The following is an 18,347-nucleotide window of genomic DNA, read 5'->3' as shown; positions in this document are numbered from 1 at the left end:
CGGAAAAAAATTCCGGGGTACCCTCCGAAAGGCCCTTGTTGCAGGTACAATTGAATGATGCGCGGAATGACGGACGCTATGACTATCGGTGAACGAGTTTCCTGGTATCGCCGACGCCGCGGCATCTCCCAGAGAGTCCTTGCCGATCTTGTTGGGCGAACCGAAGACTGGCTGAACAAGATCGAGAACAATCGAATTCAACTCGATCGAATTTCGGTGATTCAGAATCTTGCGACGCAACTCGATATCACTTTGGGCGATTTGTTGGCGGAACCGAGCTTGGTCGACTCGTCGCAGGCTTCCGGCAAACCCACGGTTCCCGCATTGCGCGAAACTCTTCTGAGTTACAACCATCTAATGCCATTTGCTCAAAGCGAAATTCTCGCAACGCAGCCGATAGCCCAGCTCGAAGGGCGTTTACGGGCCGTATGGGATGCATATCAGTCAACGCGGTTCGCCTATGTAAGCGCCTCGTTGCCATCTTTGATTGCGGACCTCGATATCGCATCACGCAATCTGGCATCGCTCGACGCCGAACGCGCAACTCTGATGCTTGCTAGCGCCTATCATGCGGCCGCCACCGTCTTAGCTAAAGTCGGAGAGGTAGATCTCGCATGGGTAGCGGCGCAACGAGGTTTCGATATCGCTCAGCAAGTGAATGAACCCATGACATGGTTATCGCTCGCTAGATCCATAGCGCACGTAACAATGTCCACTGGCCGACATAAGGAAGCGGCGGTACTGGTTGGACAACTAGCATCACATGCGGGTCCCGTTACAAATAGCGCCTCACCCGAGTACTTGTCGATCTACGGCACACTCTTTCTTACGGGCGCGATGGCCGCCGCCCGTACTGACGATCGCAGCCTGACTAATGAATACCTGGATGAATCGGCAGCAGTCGCCGCCCGGCTAGGGCGCGATGCAAATTACGCATGGACGGCATTCGGTCCTACCAATGTCGAAATACATCGAGTATCGACCGCAATGGAACTCGGCGATGTCGAGACGGCGCTTCGAATCGGACCGCAAATAGACGCTTCCCCGCTGCCAACTGAGCGGCAAATCCGGCACTCTGTCGAAATGGCGCGCGCAAATAACGCACGGGGCCGGAAGGAGCAGGCGCTCAGTATCCTGCTGTCGGCGGAAGCCAGGGCGCCGGAACAGGTCCGACACCTCAGCCTGTGCAGAGATCTGGTGGTCCAGTGGGTTCGAGTTGGCAAGACCCAACCTTCCTCGACCCTCGCCGAACTTGCTTTGCGTATGAACCTGCTCTAAGCCCCCTACGATGGGTCGCATGAGCATCGTTGAACCTCCCCCGATGGCCACACCCCGAGTCGCCGCCGGCGCAGTCGTCCTTCGAGGAAGCGCGGTACTCATGGTGCGCCCCACCTACAAGGAGTACTGGGATATCCCTGGCGGCTACGTCGAGCCGGGCGAATCTCCAAAGGCAGCTTGCCAGCGAGAGATTCACGAAGAGCTTGGCCTAACTGTCGACAAACTCGAACTTGCGGCCATAGACTGGGCGCCAAACGAGAAGGAAGGCGACAAACTTCTATTTCTGTTTGCCGCTCCGGATTTGAATGGCATTGAGGTTGACGGTCTCAATTTTCCAGACCAGGAGCTGGACAAAGCTCAGTACATAGAGCTGTCCGAACTCGGCCGGTACACCGTTCCACGCCTAGCTCGACGACTCAGCGAAACAACGAACGCCTTACTAGCAGGCCGTGTTCCACTCTACCTTGAGCATGGCGACGACCCGAATACCGGTCACACGCACAACAGCAACGACAACCGTGGCTGATTAAGTTTTACCGACTGACGCTTGCGACCCGTAGGGCTGCTGAGTGGACCGCGTAACTCGCCGCGATCCCAGCCGCACGGCAGATTCCGGCGACGCAGGCGAAAAAGTAACCAGATGCCGCGAGTCCTAGTGCGATTGCTTCGTCGCTACCTGCCGCGGCGTGCTGGACCTCATTGCAGCTTGATCACTGGTTTGAACCCTACTTCGCTTAATAAGTGACTGCGGCCAACGCCACGGTGATCAACAGTAGACCGATGGCGACTAGCAGTAGTCGTGTCGCCCATCGAAGTCTCTTGTAGCGGTACCGGTGCAGACCCGACGCCCTCCACAATTCAACAAGCGCGCCCCGGAGTTGCTGCTCCGGGGATTGCTCTGCCATCGCTTGTCGGAACTCATCGAAGGTGGGCCAACGGTCACTGATACCGGCGTAGTTGTAGACAGCCGCCGCGGCGTCGCGAGGGCCATAGATCCGGTGGTCGACGCGGAATAGCGTAATCAGCGCCGTGGCCGCACAAGTGACCGATGCAGCGACCACGACGAGCGCACTGTACGCGGAAATCAGCACCGCCAGGTTGAGCCGCTGCGCGCTTTTCAGGGACAGTGCCAATGCGGTGCCAGCGACCACCAGTGCATTGGTACTCAGTACTGCCCCCGCTCGCGCGGTGACGGCGCCTCGAAGCTGATCTTCGCGCGCAAGATGCCAACGAATCGTCTCCAGTGTGTGCCCTCGTGCCCTGCCGGCAGGACCTCCCTCTATCACTACTTGATTGTCACTGGATGTGGTTCAAAGGAGGGGTGAATCGTCCGTCGGGTACCCCTGGACTGATCTCGCCAGTCTGTGGCGTTCTGCACTGGCCAGTCCTCGAGACTCATGACCTCCGCGACGCGTGGTGACACACCAATCTCATGAGACAGCACGCTCAGTGCGTCACGGTGCCCAGATGAGTCTCGGTTCGCGAGGCAGCAGCGATCAATTCCGGTGCCGCCTCATTGAGGGACAACGTCACGACGTGTTCTATTCCATACCGTGCATTCACTTCGTTGATGCGGTCTTGAACAGCTGTTCGCTGTCCATCAGGAGTCGTCGTCATATCGGCCCACCACAGCGCATCGCGGAGGGGCGTCTGTTCGTCCCGCCAATCCAGTTCGAGACCACGACGACGTGCCTCGACGCAAGCACAGGAGTGGTTCGCCACCAGCGCGCACAACCGCTCGTCGACGCCCTGAGCCTCCAAGAATCGCGCGCCGTCGACCGGATGAAATCCTGTGTGAACCAAGTCGGGCGCGTAGCCGACGTCATGGAGCCACGCGGCGGCAACGAGCAGGCCACCATCGTCAACGAGGTCAGCAGCGCGAGCAGCCTGCCGCGCGACACCTGCAACATGCGTCCATCGTCGCGGCAGCGACGATTCGAGCTTGGCACGAGCCAGCTCGGCCGCCCAGGTCACAAGATGGTCAGCCATGCATCCAAGTCTAAGGACGGATTACGCACTGTTGCTGCTACGAGTGGTTATCCGACCGATTCGGTTGACCGGCTGACCGCGACGACGCGGCACCTGCTGGATAGGTCGCACACTACGGCGCCTACTCACTCGATTGATTGGCTCTGGCGTCGGAGACGACGGTGGCATCGGAGACGACGGTGGCGTGACGAAGGACGAAAGACCTTGGGCAATAGCCTCATCGCTATTAGCTGCGGCGTGCTGGTACCGCATCGCTGCTTGGTGGGTGGAGTGACCGAGCCGTTCCATCAATCCAGCGAGTGTCGCACCCGTCGCCGCGGCCAACGTGGCACCGGTGTGGCGCAGGTCGTGCAGCGTGAGGTCCGTCTTGCCGACCTTGTCGTTTTCGTCTTCGTACTGCCAACGTCCGGCCGCCTGACAAGCTCGGTACCAATGCCGGTAGAACGTCGACGGCGCGAGATGTCCCCCACCTGCTGCCGGAAACAGCAACGCATCCATACCGGGCTCGACATGGTCACGAAGATGGTCTTCGAGAGCCGGGACAAGGTGCGGCGGCAACGTGACCGGTCGCTCGCCGGCTTCGGTCTTCGGCTTCTTCACCTTCCGGCGTGCAACACCCTTCGTCTTACTCTTCAGCCTGACGACTCCGTGGTTAATCCAAACCTTCCGGCGCACCAGATCGACGTTCTTTCGCCTGAGTTCAGTCAGCTCGCCGAAACGAAGTGCACACCACGCGGCGAGCAGCACCATCGCTTGAAACCGGTCAGGCATCGTCACCGTCAGAACCTCAAGTTCCGCGAGATCCGCCGGCCGAACCTTATGAGCTGCTTTGACCGAGGTCGCACCGCGAATCCGGCACGGGTTCGTCGTCAGCCCGGTCTTCCTCTTGTCATCGACTGCCGAGTTGAAGATGGTCGACGCCAGGCTGTACACGCGCGCACGGAGCGTCGGAGTGTCCGGGTTCAGCTTCTTGTACCACTTGTCGATGAGTTCGCGATCCTCGAACAGCTTCATCGGCACGTCACCGAGCGTCGGCAGGATGTGTTTGTCGAGCCAGTCTTGGTAGTCCTCGCGCGTACGGTCTGCGAGCTCCCGGTGTCGCATCCAGCCTTCCGCGTACTGCCGGAACGTCATTGGCTTCGCCCGCACTTCGCCATCCGGGCTCGGAGGCGACCACAGATTACGGTCGATCTCCCGACGGCGATCCGTCAACCACGCTTCAGCGTCGATCTTTGCTGCGAACGTCGATGGCGCCTTGTACTGGATTCCGTCCGGACCGAGATACGACGCTCCCCAGCGCTTAGATCGCCATTGCCGAATAGTGCCGAACCCTCGCTTGGTTCCCTTGCTGTTTCCCATGTCCACCCCTCCTGCCCTGCACTAGATTTGCACCAGACCAGAGTACAAACCTGTCCATCTGTGTCCATACCTGTCACGAACGAATTCGTCATAACAGCAGCTAAGAGGCAGTAAATTGCCGGTCAGCACTCACCGCCAGAATAGCAGCGATACTGGTTCAATCCCAGTATCGCGCACCACCGTAGTACCAGATCAGCCCCGGTTCACACCGGGGCTGATCTGCGTTTTGGGCCTCGCCCGTCGACCTGCGCACAGGAACTCCTCAGCGGACCGAGCCTGGTGATGACGGCGGGTGATCGCGCAGACTGGACAGATGGGGACGCCTGAGGTTGATGCCCGCCCGCGGTGGCAGGCGACCGGGGACTCGAAGTTTCCGGTGGCCGCGCTGGTGGAGGGGCGGTGGTGGGTGTTGCGGATGAATTGTTTTCCGGATCATGCGTTGTGGACGTTGTTCATCGATGGGGTGGTTCGGTTCGATATCGATGATCTGCCGGCGGGGTGGGGGCGGCCGCTGGAGGGGGCGGCGCCGGGGTTGGAATCCGGTGTTGCCCAGCAGGTTTTGCGGGCTGTGGCGGGGCTGCGGGCGTACGGGAGTGAGGTGGGGCGGGCGTGTGATGATCCGTTTTGTTGTGGGTGAGGGGTCAGACGTCGAGGAAGCGGACGTCCTTGGCGTTGTGGGTGATGAAGGTGCGGCGGGCTTCTACGTCTTCGCCCATGAGGATGCTGAAGAGTTCGTCGGCTGCGGCGGCGTCGTCGAGGGTTACCTGGCGTAGGACGCGGACGGCGGGGTCCATGGTGGTTTCCCAGAGCTCTTTGGGGTTCATCTCGCCGAGGCCTTTGTAGCGTTGGACGCCGTCGTCGCGGTTGATCTTCTTGCCTGCGGCCAGGCCCTCGGCGAGGAGGGTGTCGCGGTGGCGGTCGGAGTAGGCGAAGTCGGGGTCGCTGCGCTGCCATTTGAGTTTGTAGAGGGGCGGCTGGGCCAGGTAGACGTGCCCGTTCTCGATGAGGGGGCGCATGAATCGGAACAGCAGGGTCAGCAGCAGGGTGGCGATGTGCTGGCCGTCGACGTCGGCGTCGGCCATCAGGACGATCTTGTGGTAGCGCAGCTTGGCGATGTCGAACTCGTCGTGGATCCCGGTGCCGAAGGCGGTGATGATCGCTTGGACCTCGGCGTTCTTCAAAACCCGGTCGATGCGCGCCTTTTCGACGTTGATGATCTTTCCGCGCAGCGGCAGGATCGCCTGGAACATGGAGTCGCGGCCGGACTTGGCGGAGCCGCCGGCGGAATCGCCCTCGACGATGTAGATCTCGGACTTGCGCGGGTCCTTGGACCGGCAGTCGGCGAGTTTGCCGGGCAGGCCGCCGAGGTCGTTGACGCTCTTGCGGCGGACGAGCTCGCGGGCCTTGCGGGCGGCGGTGCGCGCCTGGGCGGACGAGACCGCCTTGGTGACAATGGTTTTGGCGTCGGCGGGGTGGGCCTCGAACCAGTGGGCGAGACGCTCGTTGCAGGTGCGCTGGACGAATGACCGGACCTCGGTGTTGCCCAATTTGATCTTGGTCTGGGCCTCGAACTGCGGTTCGGCGAGGCGCACGCTGACGATGGCGGTGAGGCCCTCGCGGATGTCGTCGCCGGTGAGGTTGCCGTCCTTGTCCTTCAGCAGTTTCTTGTCTCTGGCATATCTGTTGACCACCGAGGTCAAGGCCGCACGGAAGCCCTCTTCGTGGGTGCCGCCGTCGTGGGTGTTGATGGTGTTGGCGAAGCTGTGCACGGACTCGGAGTAGCCCGAGTTCCACTGCATGGCGACCTGGAGGTCGTGGCCGGGACCCGTGCCGGCGAACGAGACGATCGAGTCGTGGATCGGCTGTTTGGTCCGATTGAGATGGCGCACAAAGTCTTCCAAGCCACCCGGGTAGTGGAAGGTGCGTGTCCGGTCTTCGGCGGAATCCGGCGCCTCGACTCGCTCGTCGGTCAGGACGATGGTCAGCCCCTTGTTCAGGAACGCCATCTCCTGCATGCGTCGCGCGACGGTCTCCAGGTTGAACGTGGTCGTCTCGAAGATGTCCGGGTCCGGCCAGAATCGCGTGGTGTTGCCGGTTCGCTTCGTCGGCGCGCCGCGCACCAGTTCCTCGGGCTTGGCGCGCAGGTAGTTCTGGGTCCAGTGATAACCGTCGCGGTCGATCTCCAGTTCGACCCGGGTCGAGAGGGCGTTCACCACCGAAAGCCCGACACCGTGCAGCCCGCCGGCCACCGCGTAGGTCGCGGAATCGAACTTGCCGCCGGCATGCAGCCGGGTCATCACGACTTCGACGGTCGGTATCCCGATCTCGTGCATCGCGACCGGGATGCCGCGGCCGTCGTCGGCCACTTCGACGCCCCCGTCGGCCAGCAGCGTGACGTCGATCCGGGTGGCGTAACCGGCCATCGCCTCGTCGACGGAGTTGTCCACGATCTCCCGGACGAGGTGGTGCAGGCCACGCTCATTGGTGGAGCCGATGTACATGCTCGGCCGCTTGCGGACCGCCTCGAGCCCCTCGAGGACCGTGACCGACCCGGCGTCGTAGTCCTGCTCGGCCGTCTTCGCCCTCGGACCGGTCGAGGTGGAGTTTCTGGTAGCCACTGGTCGGTAGACCTCCCCGCTTGTCGATCTCCGACGCAGCGGCGATCGCACACAGAAGGCCCAGGGATGGTGTTGCCGAGAAGTACGGGTCCTCGCGCGTGCTGCGCGCTACGCGCCGAAGGGTTCGCCGCTAGTTACATTTCCATCATAGCCACAAGCGGTCCTTGGGTGTCCATTCAACATGGCTAGAGCTCTCGCAGATCCATCAGAACCTATTGATTCGATCCCCCCTACGCGGACTGCACTACCAGACGCCCTGAGGGCGCGCCAGGCATCAATCGAGAGGAATTCCGAAAACTGGCGACAATCGCGTTCCATGACACGTCCACTATCGGAAGGCCCGCCGAGAAGAACCCCTCCGACCACCCACGACCAACGAGACAAACCCACCCCGTCCCGCCGACCGCGAACCAGCGACAGCCGCACTCCCTCTCGGGATCTGCAGTCTCCCTAGTGCCCCTATAGCGAGTGCAGAACCCGAGAGGGAGTGCGGATCCTTGCGCGATGACGAGACGACGGACGGGCACCGGGCAGCAGAACGCCCCCGTGCCGATGTGGGCAGGGGGGCGAGGCCGGGGTTCAGGCGGGGGTTAGATCATGGCAGCCGGAGTGGCAGAGACGAGCCCTCCGTCGATGAGCAGGTCCTGACCGTTGATGTACGCACCCTCGTCCGAGGCGAGGAACGCGACCGCGGCGGCGACTTCCTCGGACGTTCCGATCCGCCCCGCGGCCACGGTGGCAACCGCGGCCGCCTGGATCTCCGCCGAGGCTTCGGCCTCGAACGCCGGCGTCGCCGTGTAACCCGGGCTCACCGAGTTGACTCGAATTCGCCTGGGCGCCAACTCCGCCGCCAACGTGCGCGCCAGATTCTGTACGGCCGCCTTGCTCGCGGAGTAGAGCGCCGCGCCGGGGCTCCCCCGATGCAGCGCGAACGACGCGTTGATCACGATCGCCCCACGATCGGCCAGCAGCGGCAGCGTCTGCTGAATCGTGAAGAACGCCGCCTTGAAGTTGATGTCGATCACCCGGTAGAACTCGTCCTCGGTCACCTCGGCGAGCTGCTGAAACGCCCCCACACCCGCATTGGCGAACACCACGTCCAGCCGGCCGAACCGCTCCTCGATCGCGGCCGCCAGCGCCCCGAGATCCGCGAGCTTCGCGGCGTCCCCGGCGACCGCGAGCACCCGATCCCCACCGTCCAACTCCTCGACCGCGGCATCGAGCCGAGCCTTGTCCCGCCCGGTGATGACCACCCGGCCACCCTCGTCGAGCAGGCGACGCGCGGTGGCCAACCCCATCCCGCTGGTCCCGCCGGTGATGAGGGCGATCTTGTCGTCGAATCGGGAACTGCTAGCACGCATCTGGGGCGACCTTTCAAGACAGTTGAACTGTTCAAAGACTTACGTACAGTTCGACTGTTTGTCAACAGTCGCGCTATCCTGGTCGCTGTGATGACGGCACACCCCGAGCGGGCGCAGATCCAGCTGGCGAATGTGCTCGCCGCCGTGGGAAACCCGCTGCGGCTGTGCATCGTTCGCGTCCTGGCCGACGGGTGCGAGCACACCTGCGGCTCGATCGTGGACGGCGTGCCCAAGTCGAACCTGACCCATCACTACCGCGTGCTGCGCGACGCCGGGATCATCTGGCAGCGCGTCTCCGGCCGCGAGACGCTGCAATCGCTGCGCCGCGAAGACCTCGACGCCCGGTTCCCCGGCCTGCTCGACTCCCTGATCGCCGCGGCCAGGACCGAAGCCGGGGAAGCGGTCCCCGCCAAGGCCTGAACAAATCAGGAAAAACCGGTAATCACGTGAATATCGCACCGGCGCAGCTGATTTCATATTTGCGCATGGAATCATTCACTTACACTCGCCAGTGTGACCATCCCCACAGAGCTGATCGGTAGCATTCCCCGTTCCCCGGAGTTGCAGGCCGCGATGGCGGCCCACGGCGCAGGCGAGATCGATGACGCGGCCTTCGCCGAGGTGCAGCAACGGGCTGTCAGTGACACCATTCGCCGGTTAGAGGAGACCGGGTCGCCGGTCGTCACTGACGGCGAGCAGAGCAAACCCAGTTTTGTCACGTATCCGATCGCCGGGTCGAGCCAGTTGGCGCCCGCCGGCGCGGTGATCCCGTTCGCCGACGGGCACCAGCGGCAGTTACCGGTGCTGACCGGCGGACCGTTCCGGTATCAGGCGCACGCGGCCGACTACCTGCGGGCGGCGCAGGCGCTGGCGACCGTGCCGGTGAAACAGGCGGTGATCGCGCCGTCGGCGATGAGCCTGCTGTACCCGAGCGAACCCATCGACGGATATTCGCGCGAAGCCTTCCTCGCGGATCTGATCAACGAGGCCGAGGCCGACATTCGCGGCTGCCTCGACGCCGGCGCGCACAGCGTGCAGCTCGACTTCACCGAGGGCAGGCTGTCGCTGAAGCTCGATCCGAGCGGCGGCGTGCTCGATCAGTTCATCGAGCTGAACAACCAGGTGCTCGAACGCTTCTCGGCCGAGGAGCGGGCGCGGATCGGGGTGCACACCTGCCCGGGCGGCGACCAGGACTCCACGCACAGCCTCGATGTCGACTACGCCGGGCTGCTGCCGAAGATGTTGCAGCTGAAGGCGGGCAACTTCTTCGTCCAGCTGGCCAGCGAGCCGGACCCGGAGAAGGTGCTCGCGATCATCGCCGAGTACCTGCCCGCGGACGCGCGCGTCTTCGTCGGCGTGATCGACCCGATCGACCCGCGGGTGGAGACGCCGGAAGAGGTGCGCGACCGGGTGCTGGCCGCCGCCAGGCACCTGCCGGTCGACCGGCTCGGCACCTGCGACGACTGTGGGTTCTCCCCGTTCGCCGACGACACGTCGACCTCGCGGGAGACCGCGTTCGCCAAGATCACCGCGCGGCTCGAAGGCACCCGGCTGGCCGCAGAGCAGTTAGGGGTCTGACCCGGGCGACCCTCTGGACGCGGTCGGTGCGGCGGAAATGTCGGTGGTCGGCATTAGGCTGAGCCGCACAGTAAACCGAGCCAGGGGGTCGCAGCGTGACGGTTAGCCGGGAGGTCGAAGCACCCGCCGCGGCGGACGGGACCGACCCCGAACTCCTCGATCTCCAGGACGACATCTCGTTCGAGCTCGAGGAGGTCAACGAGCTGCTGGCCGAGCTGATCGCGTTGCAGGCCGACCGCAAGGCCAAGGACGGGGAGATCCTGTCCTATCGGCTCGGCGTCACCGGCGAGCAACCGGAGACGCTGGCCAGGATCGGCGCGCGCTACGACCTGTCCAGGGACCGGATCCGGCAGCTGCACACCAAGGCCGTGAGCCAGCTGATCCGCAACGCCCAGCTGAGCGGGCACCGGGCGGCGAGCGCGTTCGCCGTGCGCTATCCGGTCGGCGCGCGCGACCAGCAGTTGGTCCGGACGTTGCTGGTGGAGACCTACGCGACCGACACCGATATCGCGGCGAACGAGTTGTCGTACGTGAAGTTGCGGCTGGCCGGCCACGCCGCCGAGGACGCGAAACGCATCGCGGGCTTCGTCACGCAACGGATCGCGGCCTGGCAGAAGAAGACGAACCGGCGGCTGGCCAAGCTGCGCGACGCCGAACCGCGCGCGACGAGTCAGCTGAATCCCTGGCTGGGACAGGTGGATTGGCCGGGATCGGGCGCCACCCCGGACGCGCTACCCCTCACCTCGGCCCGCACGGTCGACAGCGACGACGACGGACGCGGGCACTTCTACCTCGACAAGGTCGGCCGCGACGTCCCGTTCGACTCCGGCCTGGAAGCGCGCCTGCTGTGGATCCTCAACGCGAGCGACCTCGTCGACTCGTTCCAGGAGCAACCGGCCGCCGTCGGCTACGACCTGGACGGCACCGAACAGCTCGCCTACCCGAGCATCGCCGCCCGGCTGACCGACGGCCGGGTCGTGCTGATCGACGTGCAACCGCTCGGACACGTTGCCTTCCACGTCAATCGGGCCAAAGCCGCCGCTGCCCGCGCCTACGCACACGGCAGGGGCTGGGGCTGGCTCGTCTGGACCGGCAGCCTCCTCGGCCTCCCCGATCTCCTCGCCCGCCCGGTCGACCCGAGCAGCGCAGCGAAACTGAACGAGCTGGTCGAGCACGGACCGGCGCCCTGGTCCGCGATCCGGCAGGTGCGCGACGAAACCGGCCTCGAGCTGCTCGACTTCATCGCCCTGGTGCTGCGCAACGAATGGCGTTGGGACCGTGGCCCGTTCCGGCTCAGCGCACCACCATCGCGCCCGCGAGGAACGTGACGATCAGCATCATCGCGCAGCAGGTCACCAGCTGCCAGTGATTGATGGTCTGTTGCAGATGCTTGATCGTGTTGCGCAGCGAGGTGTCGACCCGGCTGTGGTCGTCGATCGTGCGGCGCGCCTGCGCGAGCGAGTCGGCCCGCTCCTGGGCTTCCTGCTCCGCGCGCTCCAGCCGGGCGGTCAGCTTGATCAGGTGCTTCTGCTTGTCCCGCACCGATTTCCGGGACAGGGCCAGCGTCGTGCGCTGGTTGACCAGCTCCTGACGCTGCCGGGCGATGATCATCGCCTGCGTTTTCGTGTGGTGCTCCCAGTCGGCCACGGTGGCCCAACCTCCTGTCATCACATCACGGTAGCCCCAGACGATGTCACCGCGGACCCAGCCCGCGATGAAGTCGCGCAGCTCCAGCGGCTGCTTGCGCGGCGACGCGACCGCGCTGTGCTCGGTGTCCAGCACACCGGTCACCGTCTGGTAATCGCAAGCGGGCGGGGCGAAATCGGCGACGCCGAGGGCGTGCAGATGATCGACCCAGTAGCCGGGCGGGCACAGCCACAGCACGTCCTCGATGCCCGCCTTGCGCAGCCGGTCCGTATGTTCCTGCGCGAGCGGACGTTCCAGCGCGCCGCTGCGCACCTCGATGACGAACTCGCGCTCGCCCTTGCGCCAGTAGATGTCGACCGGCAGCCCATCCACCCGTCGATCCACCTCGGCCACGTCGGCGCCGTTCGCCAGCAACCGGCCGCACACCCAGTATTTCAGTCGCCGCATATCCCATTGCGCCGCGTCACATTCCGGGCACTTACAGCCGTATCCGCCGGAGCGCCTGCGGGCCCTGCCCGCGCCGTCCGCTATACCCAGCTCGGCAAGCATCGCCTGGCGACCGCAGGCGATCTCCGCCCGCTGCTTCGTTCTCACGCCACCACTCCCCTGCCCAAACCACCGCAGGTCTGGCGACCTACGCCATAGATCAAGAGTGCGCCACGCGCGCCGACCTCGCCAGTCCCCTTTACCCCGCGCCCGGGTGCGCCACAGTGTCAGATTTCCGGCTGAACGCCTGGTGTAGGCTGCGCCACAAGGAAATTCGCCGTGGCAGGCGGCCCGGACGACACGTATATGTCGGTAGATTGACAGTAGCCGCCATCCTGTGACGTCGCCGCGCCACGCGCCGCCGTGTGCTGCCGCACGCTGCTCGGGCGTCACCGGCGCGCGATAACGTTTAGGCTACGACGGGGTGCGCCTCGGTTGGGTGCCAATTCGTAAGCAGATCTGTTCCGGACAAACCGGATCGTGCCGACCTCGCCTGCGTCGGTGCGGAACGGCCCGCCTACGCTGCTTCGATCAGATCCGGGGAGGCCGGTGCGTAGCCGGTTTCCGTAGGCCGCGTATTTCCAACTGGGCGGATAGAATCGTCCGGCCCCGCGCGAGCTGGGCCGATACGGGGAAGTGGGTACTGGATGGAGCACGGTCAAGAGACCGGCGAGTCGATCGGCGCGATGCTGTCGAGCATCGCGGCGGTTCTCCGTGAGGTCAGCGACAAACTGGACGCCGTGGCGGCTCGGGTCGACGGTGTGGACACCGTCGGCGCCGCCGGTACCGTCCCGGCTGACCACAGCATCGAGGCGCGACTGGCCAAGCTCGAGGCGTGGGCTTTCCGTGCCGGGCAGGACATTTCGGGCATCGACGGCCGGCTGGAGCAGGTCGAATCCGGTGCCGCGCCGGCGCCCGCCGCGACCGTGTCGCACGCCGCGCCGGAGACCGCCGAGCGGCCGCTACCGCGCGCCGCCTCGCGCCGCAACTCGGTGCCCGCCGAACAGGTCGTCCAGCGCGAATCCGCCTCCGCCACGACCACTCCCACCGCCAGGGAGAGCGTCGGCAGCTCGCACGACCTGGTCCAGCCCGCCCGCGACACCACCACGGCCAGGGAGAACGCCACCGCGACCAGGGAGAGCGTCTCCCGCCGCTACGATTCCACCCCGCGCGACACCGCGCCGGCCCGCGATTCCGCCGCGCACGAGGCGAACTCGGTGCCGCAGCGCGGCTTCAGCACCCCACGCGAACCCGTGCCGTACGAGCCGGCCCCGGCGCCCGCGCAGAACTTCACCGCGCCGACACCGCGCGAACCGAGCCCGGCCCAGTCGACGAACTTCACCGCGCCGACGCCGCGGGAACCGCTACCGGTCCGGCAGTCGAGCTTCACCGCGCCGCGCGAACCGGCCGCCTCCGCGTACCAGAACTTCACCGGCCCGCAGGAGAATTCGTACGAGAGCATGATGCCCTCGGCGCCGGACAGCGCCGACTACAGCCGCGGGACGAACGGCGCGAAACCGGAGACCAACGGCAGTTCGCTGACCGGAGCCCACCGCGCCGACGAGGACCTGATCCCGGTCGACAACACCCACGTCGACAAGTTGCAGGCCATGCTCGACGAGCTGAAGAAGACCGCGGCCGCCCCGCTCGGCCGGTCCGACGTCTTCGGACCGCCTGCGACAGACCTGAACTCGACCAGCTACGCACCGGAACGCAGCACCGAGGCACCGCGCGACTACCGACTGTCCAGCCCGCCGAAGTAGAGCCGATCGAGTGGCACCGGCGATGTGCGGCAGGGAAAACCGCTACACGGCCAGCCGCTCGCAGGGTCTGCCGATATGCGCGCAGGCCGGCGATGTTCGCGCACGGCACGCAGGCGACTACTTGTCCGGTTGCTCCGCGGAGTCCACGGGCCGGCTCAGGATCGTCGCGATCAGCTCGCGCAGCCAGCGATGCCCGCTGTCGGCGGTGTTGCGCGGGTGCCAGGCGAGGCCGATCGCGACCTCGGGCAGCGGGAGCGGAATCTCGAACGCACACAACCCGAGCGCGGGCAAGGCGGAACGGGTCAGCAACGCGGGTGCCGGGCAGATCAGATCGCTGCCGTGCACCGCGAACAACGCGGTGGTCAGGTTCGGCACCGTAGCGACCACCCGGCGGGTGCGCCCGTGCAGAGCGAGGCGGTCGTCGATCGGCCCGCGCGCCTGACCAGTCCGCGAAATGCTCAGGTGCGCGGCGGCCGCGAACCGGGCGACCGTCACCCGTTCGGTGACCAGTGGATGATCGGCCGCGGCGATGCCGATCATCCGGTCGCCGAGCACGCGCCGCACGGTCGTCTCCGGGTCACCGTGATCGAGTACGCCGATCTCGATGTCGACGCGCCCGTCCCGCAGGGCCGCCGTGCCTTCGAGGGTGTCGGGCAGGAAGCGCAACGTCACTCCGGGCGCCTCGGCCCGCACGGCGGCCAGCAGCGGCCCGGCCAGCTCGGTGAGCACCATGTCCCCCGCCTGCACCGCGAAGTTCCGCTTCAGCGCACCGGGATCGATCGCGCCCCGCGGCGTCAGCAGCGCGCGCCCCTGCGCCACCAGAGTGCCGACCTCGTAACGCAATTCCAGCGCGCGCGGCGTCGGCACCAGGTTGCGGCCTGCCCGCACCAGCAGCGGGTCGTCCAGTGCCTCGCGCAACTTGGCCAGCGTCCGGCTCATGGCGGGCGCCGAGGTGTGCAGTCGTTCGGCTGCCCGGGTGACGCTGTTCGTCTCCAGTAGCGCGTCCAATGCCACCAGCAGATTCATGTCCAGCGCCTCCACCTCTGGATTATCGCCAGCGGAAGCGGAGTTTGCCAGCATTTCGCTGGCGACAATCCCCCGGCGAGTCTCGGCGCTGTGGGCTGCGTTTACCAGTCGTCGACTCGAATTCGCCTATTTGCCTTGCGAACCGTGCAGCAGATCGCCGGGCATGCCGGTGCTCAGGTCGTGCGACGGCGGCACGCCGAGATCCGGCGGCCTGGGCGCGCCGAGGCTCGGGCCGGGTGCGGCGACGTCGGCGTGCTGGGTCACCGGGTGCGCCGGCGGCGCGGCATCGACGGACTCGTGCTTGGTGGTGAGCCCGCGGTAGGACTCCGGGCGAACCGTGCGGAACCATTGGGCCGCCCGGGTGCGCAACGGCAGCCGGAACTTCAGGTCCGCCAGCATGTCGTCGATGTTGCGAATGGAGAAGGGCGTGATCACGGTGCCGTGCGCGTGGTGGCCGCGGGTGCGCTCCTCGGTCCAGCGCAGCCGGGCGTCGATCTGCTCGGTCGTCTGCTCGCGCGGCGGCAGGTCGATCTGGCCGGCCAGCAGCGCGGCGGTCCAGTGTGCGCCGACCTCGGCGTTGAGCGTGCTGATCACCGACGAGTTGTAGCCGGCGAAGGTCAGATTCGGCACGTCGAGCGGCAGGATCTGCCGGTGCAGGCGGAAGTTGCCGTGCTCGTCGGTGAGCCTGCGCTGCACGTACGGGGTCAGGAACGGCACCCGCTGCTGGAATCCGGTGGCGCAGACGACGATGTCGGCCGGGATGACCTGACCGTTGGCCAGCTGCACGGCGGGCTGCTGACCGCCACCGCCACGCATCTCGGTGATGGTGGTGTCGCGCTGCACCACGATCCGGCCGTTCGCGACCTGCTCGTAGAAGTTCTCGGTGGCGAGGCTGACCGTGCTCTCGGCGATCTGCTCGAACCGGCCCTCCGGCACCAGGCCGAGCTCGCGCAGGTTCATGTGCTTGGTGGCGAGTTCCTGGATCAGGTCGAGATTGCTGATCCGGAACGAACTTCCGGGGCCGTCCAGGAAGCGGTCCATCCGGCCCGGCTCCATGTGGTGGAAGTGCGCCTCGCCGAGGCGGGTCAGCATCAGGCGCTCGTAATCGAGCACCTTGGCCAGCTTGCGCGGCATCTTCCACAGCAGGCGGCGCGCCACCACGGTGGTCGAACCCGCGACGTCGCTCACCGCCTCGGCGATGTCGCAGGCGGACTTGCCGTAACCGACGACGACCACGGACTTGCCGCGCACCGCCTCGACGTCCAGGAACTCCGACACGTGCCCCAGCTGACCGCCCGCGGCGCGGAACAGCTCGATGCCGCGGAAGTCCGGCATCGCGGGCTCGCTGAACACCCCGTTGGCGATGACCAGGTGATCGCAGGACGTGCGATGGACACCGTCCCGATCGCGAATCTCCAGCAGCCAGCCACTGTCCACCGGGTCCGCGGCGACGACCTCGGTGTTGAGCCGCAGGTGCTCGCGCAGGCCGAAGTGGTCGGCGTAGGCGGCCAGATACGCCTGCATCTGTTCGCCGTCGAGCACCTTCGGATAGTCCGAGGGCATCGGGAAGTCGGAGAAGTGATAGGTGTTCTTGGAATTCTGGGTTCGCAGCCCCGGGTACCTGCGGGTCGCACTCCACACGCCACCGACATCGGGCGAACGGTCGAAGATCTCGACCGGAAAACCCTTCTGGATCAGCACTTTCGCGCAGGCAAGACCTGCGATACCCGCACCAACGATCGCGATGCGGTTTCCGCTCGTCATGCGCAGGAGATTACGTCGCTTACGGGCCACAGCAAAGTCGGTTGCCCTAATCGGCGATTCGATTCAGCACCTGGGCGCGGGTCCAGCGCGCCGGGGCGCCGCTCGGACGCGCCGGATGGACCGGCAGCTCGAGCAGCCCGCGGATCAGGATGCTCTCCCGCCAGCGCAGTTCGCCCGCGTCGACGGCCAGGCGCAGGTCGGGGAACCGCGCGACCAGGCGGGTAAGGGCGACGCGGGCCTCCAGCCGGGCCAGGCCTGCGCCGAGGCAGTAGTGGATGCCGTGGCCGAAGGCGATGTGGTTGGCCGGGCGGCCCGGATCGAAGGTCGTGGGTTCGGTGAAATGACGTTCGTCACGATTGGCCGAGCCGAGTGCGACCAGCACGAGTTCGCCCGCGGGGATGTCGGTGCTGCCGAGGGTGATCGGGGCGCCGGTGTAGCGCAGGGTCGCGATGTTCACCGGGCCGTTGTGGCGCAGCACCTCTTCGATCAACGGCGTGACGGAGTCCGGGTCCTCGGCCAGCGCGCGGTAGCGCGGCGGGTCGGTCAGCAGGGTGAGCACGGTGTTGCCGATCAGGTTGACCGTCGTCTCGTGCCCGGCGACCAGGATCAGGAACGCCATCGAGATCAGTTCGTCGAGGCTGAGCCGGTCGCCGTCCTCGGCGGCGGTGAGCATGTGCGAGATCAGGTCGTCGCCGAGACCACGCGTGCGGCGCAAGGCCACCAGCTGGTCGAAGTACGCGACGAGGGCGTCGGTCGCGGTGCGCATGGCCGCCGGCTCCGACATCGAGACGTCGACCACGGCGGTGGACCAGTCGCGGAACTGCGCGCGGTCCTCGACGGGCACGCCGAGCAGTTCGCAGATCACGGTGATGGGCAGCGGAAAGGCGTACTGCTCCAACAGGTCCACCCGGGCGGCGCCCGCGGCGGCGATCCGATCGAGGAGTCCGTCCGCGATGGACACCACCCGCGACTCGAGCGCCGCCATCCTGGCCGGGGCGAACGCCGGGGCGACCAGTTTGCGCAGGCGCGCGTGCCGCGGCGGATCGGCGTTGAGCAGGTGGTAGCTCGACCGCCGATTGGCCGAGGTGACCCCGCTGGCGCCGGAGGCGGAATGCCGGGCCTCGGCGCCCGCGGCGGTGTTCGGATCCTTGCGGATATCGGGATGGCGCAGCACCTCCTTGGCCGCGTCGTAGCCGACGACCAGCCACGCGCGCACCCCGGTGGGCAAGCTGATCCGATGCACCGGACCGTCCGACCGCAGCCGGCGGTAAAACGGATACGGCGTGCTGAAGAATTCCGCTGGCAACTCTCTCATCGACGCCGACCTCCCCGTTTCGCGAATACCGCTACGCCCCTTCGATGGTGACACGCCCCCCACCCCGCACACCGCGAACGTCGCCACCCCCATCCGCCCGATCGCGAACGCCGATCGCCACTGCACCGCACCCGCACGCAGCCGCAGCCGCAGCCGCAGCCGC

15 protein-coding genes are annotated in these 18,347 nt (G+C 66.0%); 6 read left to right on the top strand and 9 right to left on the bottom strand.

Translation table 11 applies throughout. The features are described 5' to 3' along the window. Positions 1-57 precede the first annotated feature (57 nt). Together ACFQ9K_RS07930 and ACFQ9K_RS07925 are read left to right on the top strand one after the other, a co-directional pair. Positions 58-1,278 (top strand): helix-turn-helix domain-containing protein, encoded by a 1,221-nt coding sequence (locus ACFQ9K_RS07930; protein WP_378982929.1) that lies wholly within the window; start codon positions 58-60, stop codon positions 1,276-1,278. Positions 1,279-1,297: 19 nt separating this feature from the next. After that, the gene (locus ACFQ9K_RS07925) at positions 1,298-1,804 is read left to right on the top strand and encodes an NUDIX domain-containing protein (protein ID WP_378723075.1); all 507 of its coding nucleotides are present in this window, start codon (positions 1,298-1,300) and stop codon (positions 1,802-1,804) included. A 208-nt stretch (positions 1,805-2,012) separates the two neighbouring features. Here ACFQ9K_RS07925 and ACFQ9K_RS07920 read toward each other — a convergent pair whose 3' ends face one another. From ACFQ9K_RS07920 to ACFQ9K_RS07900, 5 genes are all read right to left on the bottom strand, one after another. Then, positions 2,013-2,429, bottom strand: coding sequence for a hypothetical protein (locus ACFQ9K_RS07920; protein WP_378723074.1), 417 nt, complete (start codon positions 2,427-2,429; stop codon positions 2,013-2,015). A 295-nt stretch (positions 2,430-2,724) separates the two neighbouring features. Next, positions 2,725-3,267, bottom strand: coding sequence for an HD domain-containing protein (locus ACFQ9K_RS07915; protein ID WP_378723072.1), 543 nt, complete (start codon positions 3,265-3,267; stop codon positions 2,725-2,727). A 21-nt stretch (positions 3,268-3,288) separates the two neighbouring features. Beyond that, positions 3,289-4,626: a tyrosine-type recombinase/integrase gene (locus ACFQ9K_RS07910; RefSeq protein ID WP_378723071.1), complete on the bottom strand. Its 1,338-nt coding sequence runs from the start codon at positions 4,624-4,626 to the stop codon at positions 3,289-3,291. 641 nt (positions 4,627-5,267) lie between these two features. Beyond that, on the bottom strand, positions 5,268-7,244 hold the full coding sequence (gene gyrB / locus ACFQ9K_RS07905; protein WP_378723069.1) for a DNA topoisomerase (ATP-hydrolyzing) subunit B: 1,977 nt from the start codon (positions 7,242-7,244) through the stop codon (positions 5,268-5,270). Between the two features lie 590 nt (positions 7,245-7,834). Further along, positions 7,835-8,605 carry a glucose 1-dehydrogenase gene (locus ACFQ9K_RS07900; RefSeq protein WP_378723068.1) on the bottom strand — a complete coding sequence of 257 codons (771 nt, stop codon included), beginning with the start codon at positions 8,603-8,605 and terminating at the stop codon, positions 7,835-7,837. A 90-nt stretch (positions 8,606-8,695) separates the two neighbouring features. Here ACFQ9K_RS07900 and ACFQ9K_RS07895 point away from each other — a divergent pair, with 90 nt between their 5' ends. From ACFQ9K_RS07895 to ACFQ9K_RS07885, 3 genes are all read left to right on the top strand, one after another. Then, entirely contained in the window at positions 8,696-9,025 is a 330-nt protein-coding gene (locus tag ACFQ9K_RS07895) for an ArsR/SmtB family transcription factor (protein ID WP_378723101.1), read from the top strand. 93 nt (positions 9,026-9,118) lie between these two features. Next, a complete protein-coding gene (locus ACFQ9K_RS07890) occupies positions 9,119-10,183 on the top strand; it encodes a cobalamin-independent methionine synthase II family protein (RefSeq protein WP_378982926.1) in 1,065 nt (354 codons plus the stop codon). 95 nt (positions 10,184-10,278) lie between these two features. Continuing rightward, positions 10,279-11,511 (top strand): sigma factor-like helix-turn-helix DNA-binding protein, encoded by a 1,233-nt coding sequence (locus ACFQ9K_RS07885; protein ID WP_378726036.1) that lies wholly within the window; start codon positions 10,279-10,281, stop codon positions 11,509-11,511. Here the strand turns inward: ACFQ9K_RS07885 and ACFQ9K_RS07880 are convergent. Beyond that, positions 11,477-12,424, bottom strand: coding sequence for a hypothetical protein (locus ACFQ9K_RS07880; RefSeq protein ID WP_378726034.1), 948 nt, complete (start codon positions 12,422-12,424; stop codon positions 11,477-11,479). The two genes, ACFQ9K_RS07885 and ACFQ9K_RS07880, sit on opposite strands and share 35 nt — an antisense overlap. Positions 12,425-12,963: 539 nt before the next feature. Here ACFQ9K_RS07880 and ACFQ9K_RS07875 point away from each other — a divergent pair. Continuing rightward, positions 12,964-14,079, top strand: coding sequence for a hypothetical protein (locus ACFQ9K_RS07875; protein ID WP_378726032.1), 1,116 nt, complete (start codon positions 12,964-12,966; stop codon positions 14,077-14,079). A 117-nt stretch (positions 14,080-14,196) separates the two neighbouring features. On the opposite strand, the gene ACFQ9K_RS07870 is transcribed toward ACFQ9K_RS07875, so the two are convergent. The 3 genes from ACFQ9K_RS07870 to ACFQ9K_RS07860 all read right to left on the bottom strand — a co-directional run bounded on the left by ACFQ9K_RS07870 (position 14,197) and on the right by ACFQ9K_RS07860 (position 18,184). After that, positions 14,197-15,111 (bottom strand): LysR family transcriptional regulator, encoded by a 915-nt coding sequence (locus ACFQ9K_RS07870; protein WP_378726040.1) that lies wholly within the window; start codon positions 15,109-15,111, stop codon positions 14,197-14,199. A gap of 120 nt (positions 15,112-15,231) precedes the next feature. Continuing rightward, positions 15,232-16,869 carry a flavin-containing monooxygenase gene (locus tag ACFQ9K_RS07865; protein WP_378726031.1) on the bottom strand — a complete coding sequence of 546 codons (1,638 nt, stop codon included), beginning with the start codon at positions 16,867-16,869 and terminating at the stop codon, positions 15,232-15,234. Positions 16,870-16,915: 46 nt separating this feature from the next. Then, positions 16,916-18,184 (bottom strand): cytochrome P450, encoded by a 1,269-nt coding sequence (locus ACFQ9K_RS07860; protein WP_378726029.1) that lies wholly within the window; start codon positions 18,182-18,184, stop codon positions 16,916-16,918. Positions 18,185-18,347: the final 163 nt, after the last annotated feature.

The organism is Nocardia sp. NPDC056564 (assembly GCF_042793755.1).
GTDB lineage: Bacteria > Actinomycetota > Actinomycetes > Mycobacteriales > Mycobacteriaceae > Nocardia.
Note: the sequence above shows the minus strand (reverse complement) of the source record. Positions and strands in the feature narration are given on the sequence as shown.

What these genes read in the sequence shown, in the direction of transcription:
- ACFQ9K_RS07930 (WP_378982929.1), top strand. Translation starts at nt 58, where the DNA reads ATGCGCGGAATGACGGACGCTATGACTATCGGTGAACGAGTTTCCTGG.
- ACFQ9K_RS07925 (WP_378723075.1), top strand. Translation starts at nt 1,298, where the DNA reads ATGAGCATCGTTGAACCTCCCCCGATGGCCACACCCCGAGTCGCCGCC.
- ACFQ9K_RS07915 (WP_378723072.1), bottom strand. Translation starts at nt 3,267, where the DNA reads ATGGCTGACCATCTTGTGACCTGGGCGGCCGAGCTGGCTCGTGCCAAG.
- ACFQ9K_RS07910 (WP_378723071.1), bottom strand. Translation starts at nt 4,626, where the DNA reads ATGGGAAACAGCAAGGGAACCAAGCGAGGGTTCGGCACTATTCGGCAA.
- ACFQ9K_RS07900 (WP_378723068.1), bottom strand. Translation starts at nt 8,605, where the DNA reads ATGCGTGCTAGCAGTTCCCGATTCGACGACAAGATCGCCCTCATCACC.
- ACFQ9K_RS07895 (WP_378723101.1), top strand. Translation starts at nt 8,696, where the DNA reads ATGACGGCACACCCCGAGCGGGCGCAGATCCAGCTGGCGAATGTGCTC.
- ACFQ9K_RS07875 (WP_378726032.1), top strand. Translation starts at nt 12,964, where the DNA reads ATGGAGCACGGTCAAGAGACCGGCGAGTCGATCGGCGCGATGCTGTCG.
- ACFQ9K_RS07865 (WP_378726031.1), bottom strand. Translation starts at nt 16,869, where the DNA reads ATGACGAGCGGAAACCGCATCGCGATCGTTGGTGCGGGTATCGCAGGT.
- ACFQ9K_RS07860 (WP_378726029.1), bottom strand. Translation starts at nt 18,184, where the DNA reads ATGAGAGAGTTGCCAGCGGAATTCTTCAGCACGCCGTATCCGTTTTAC.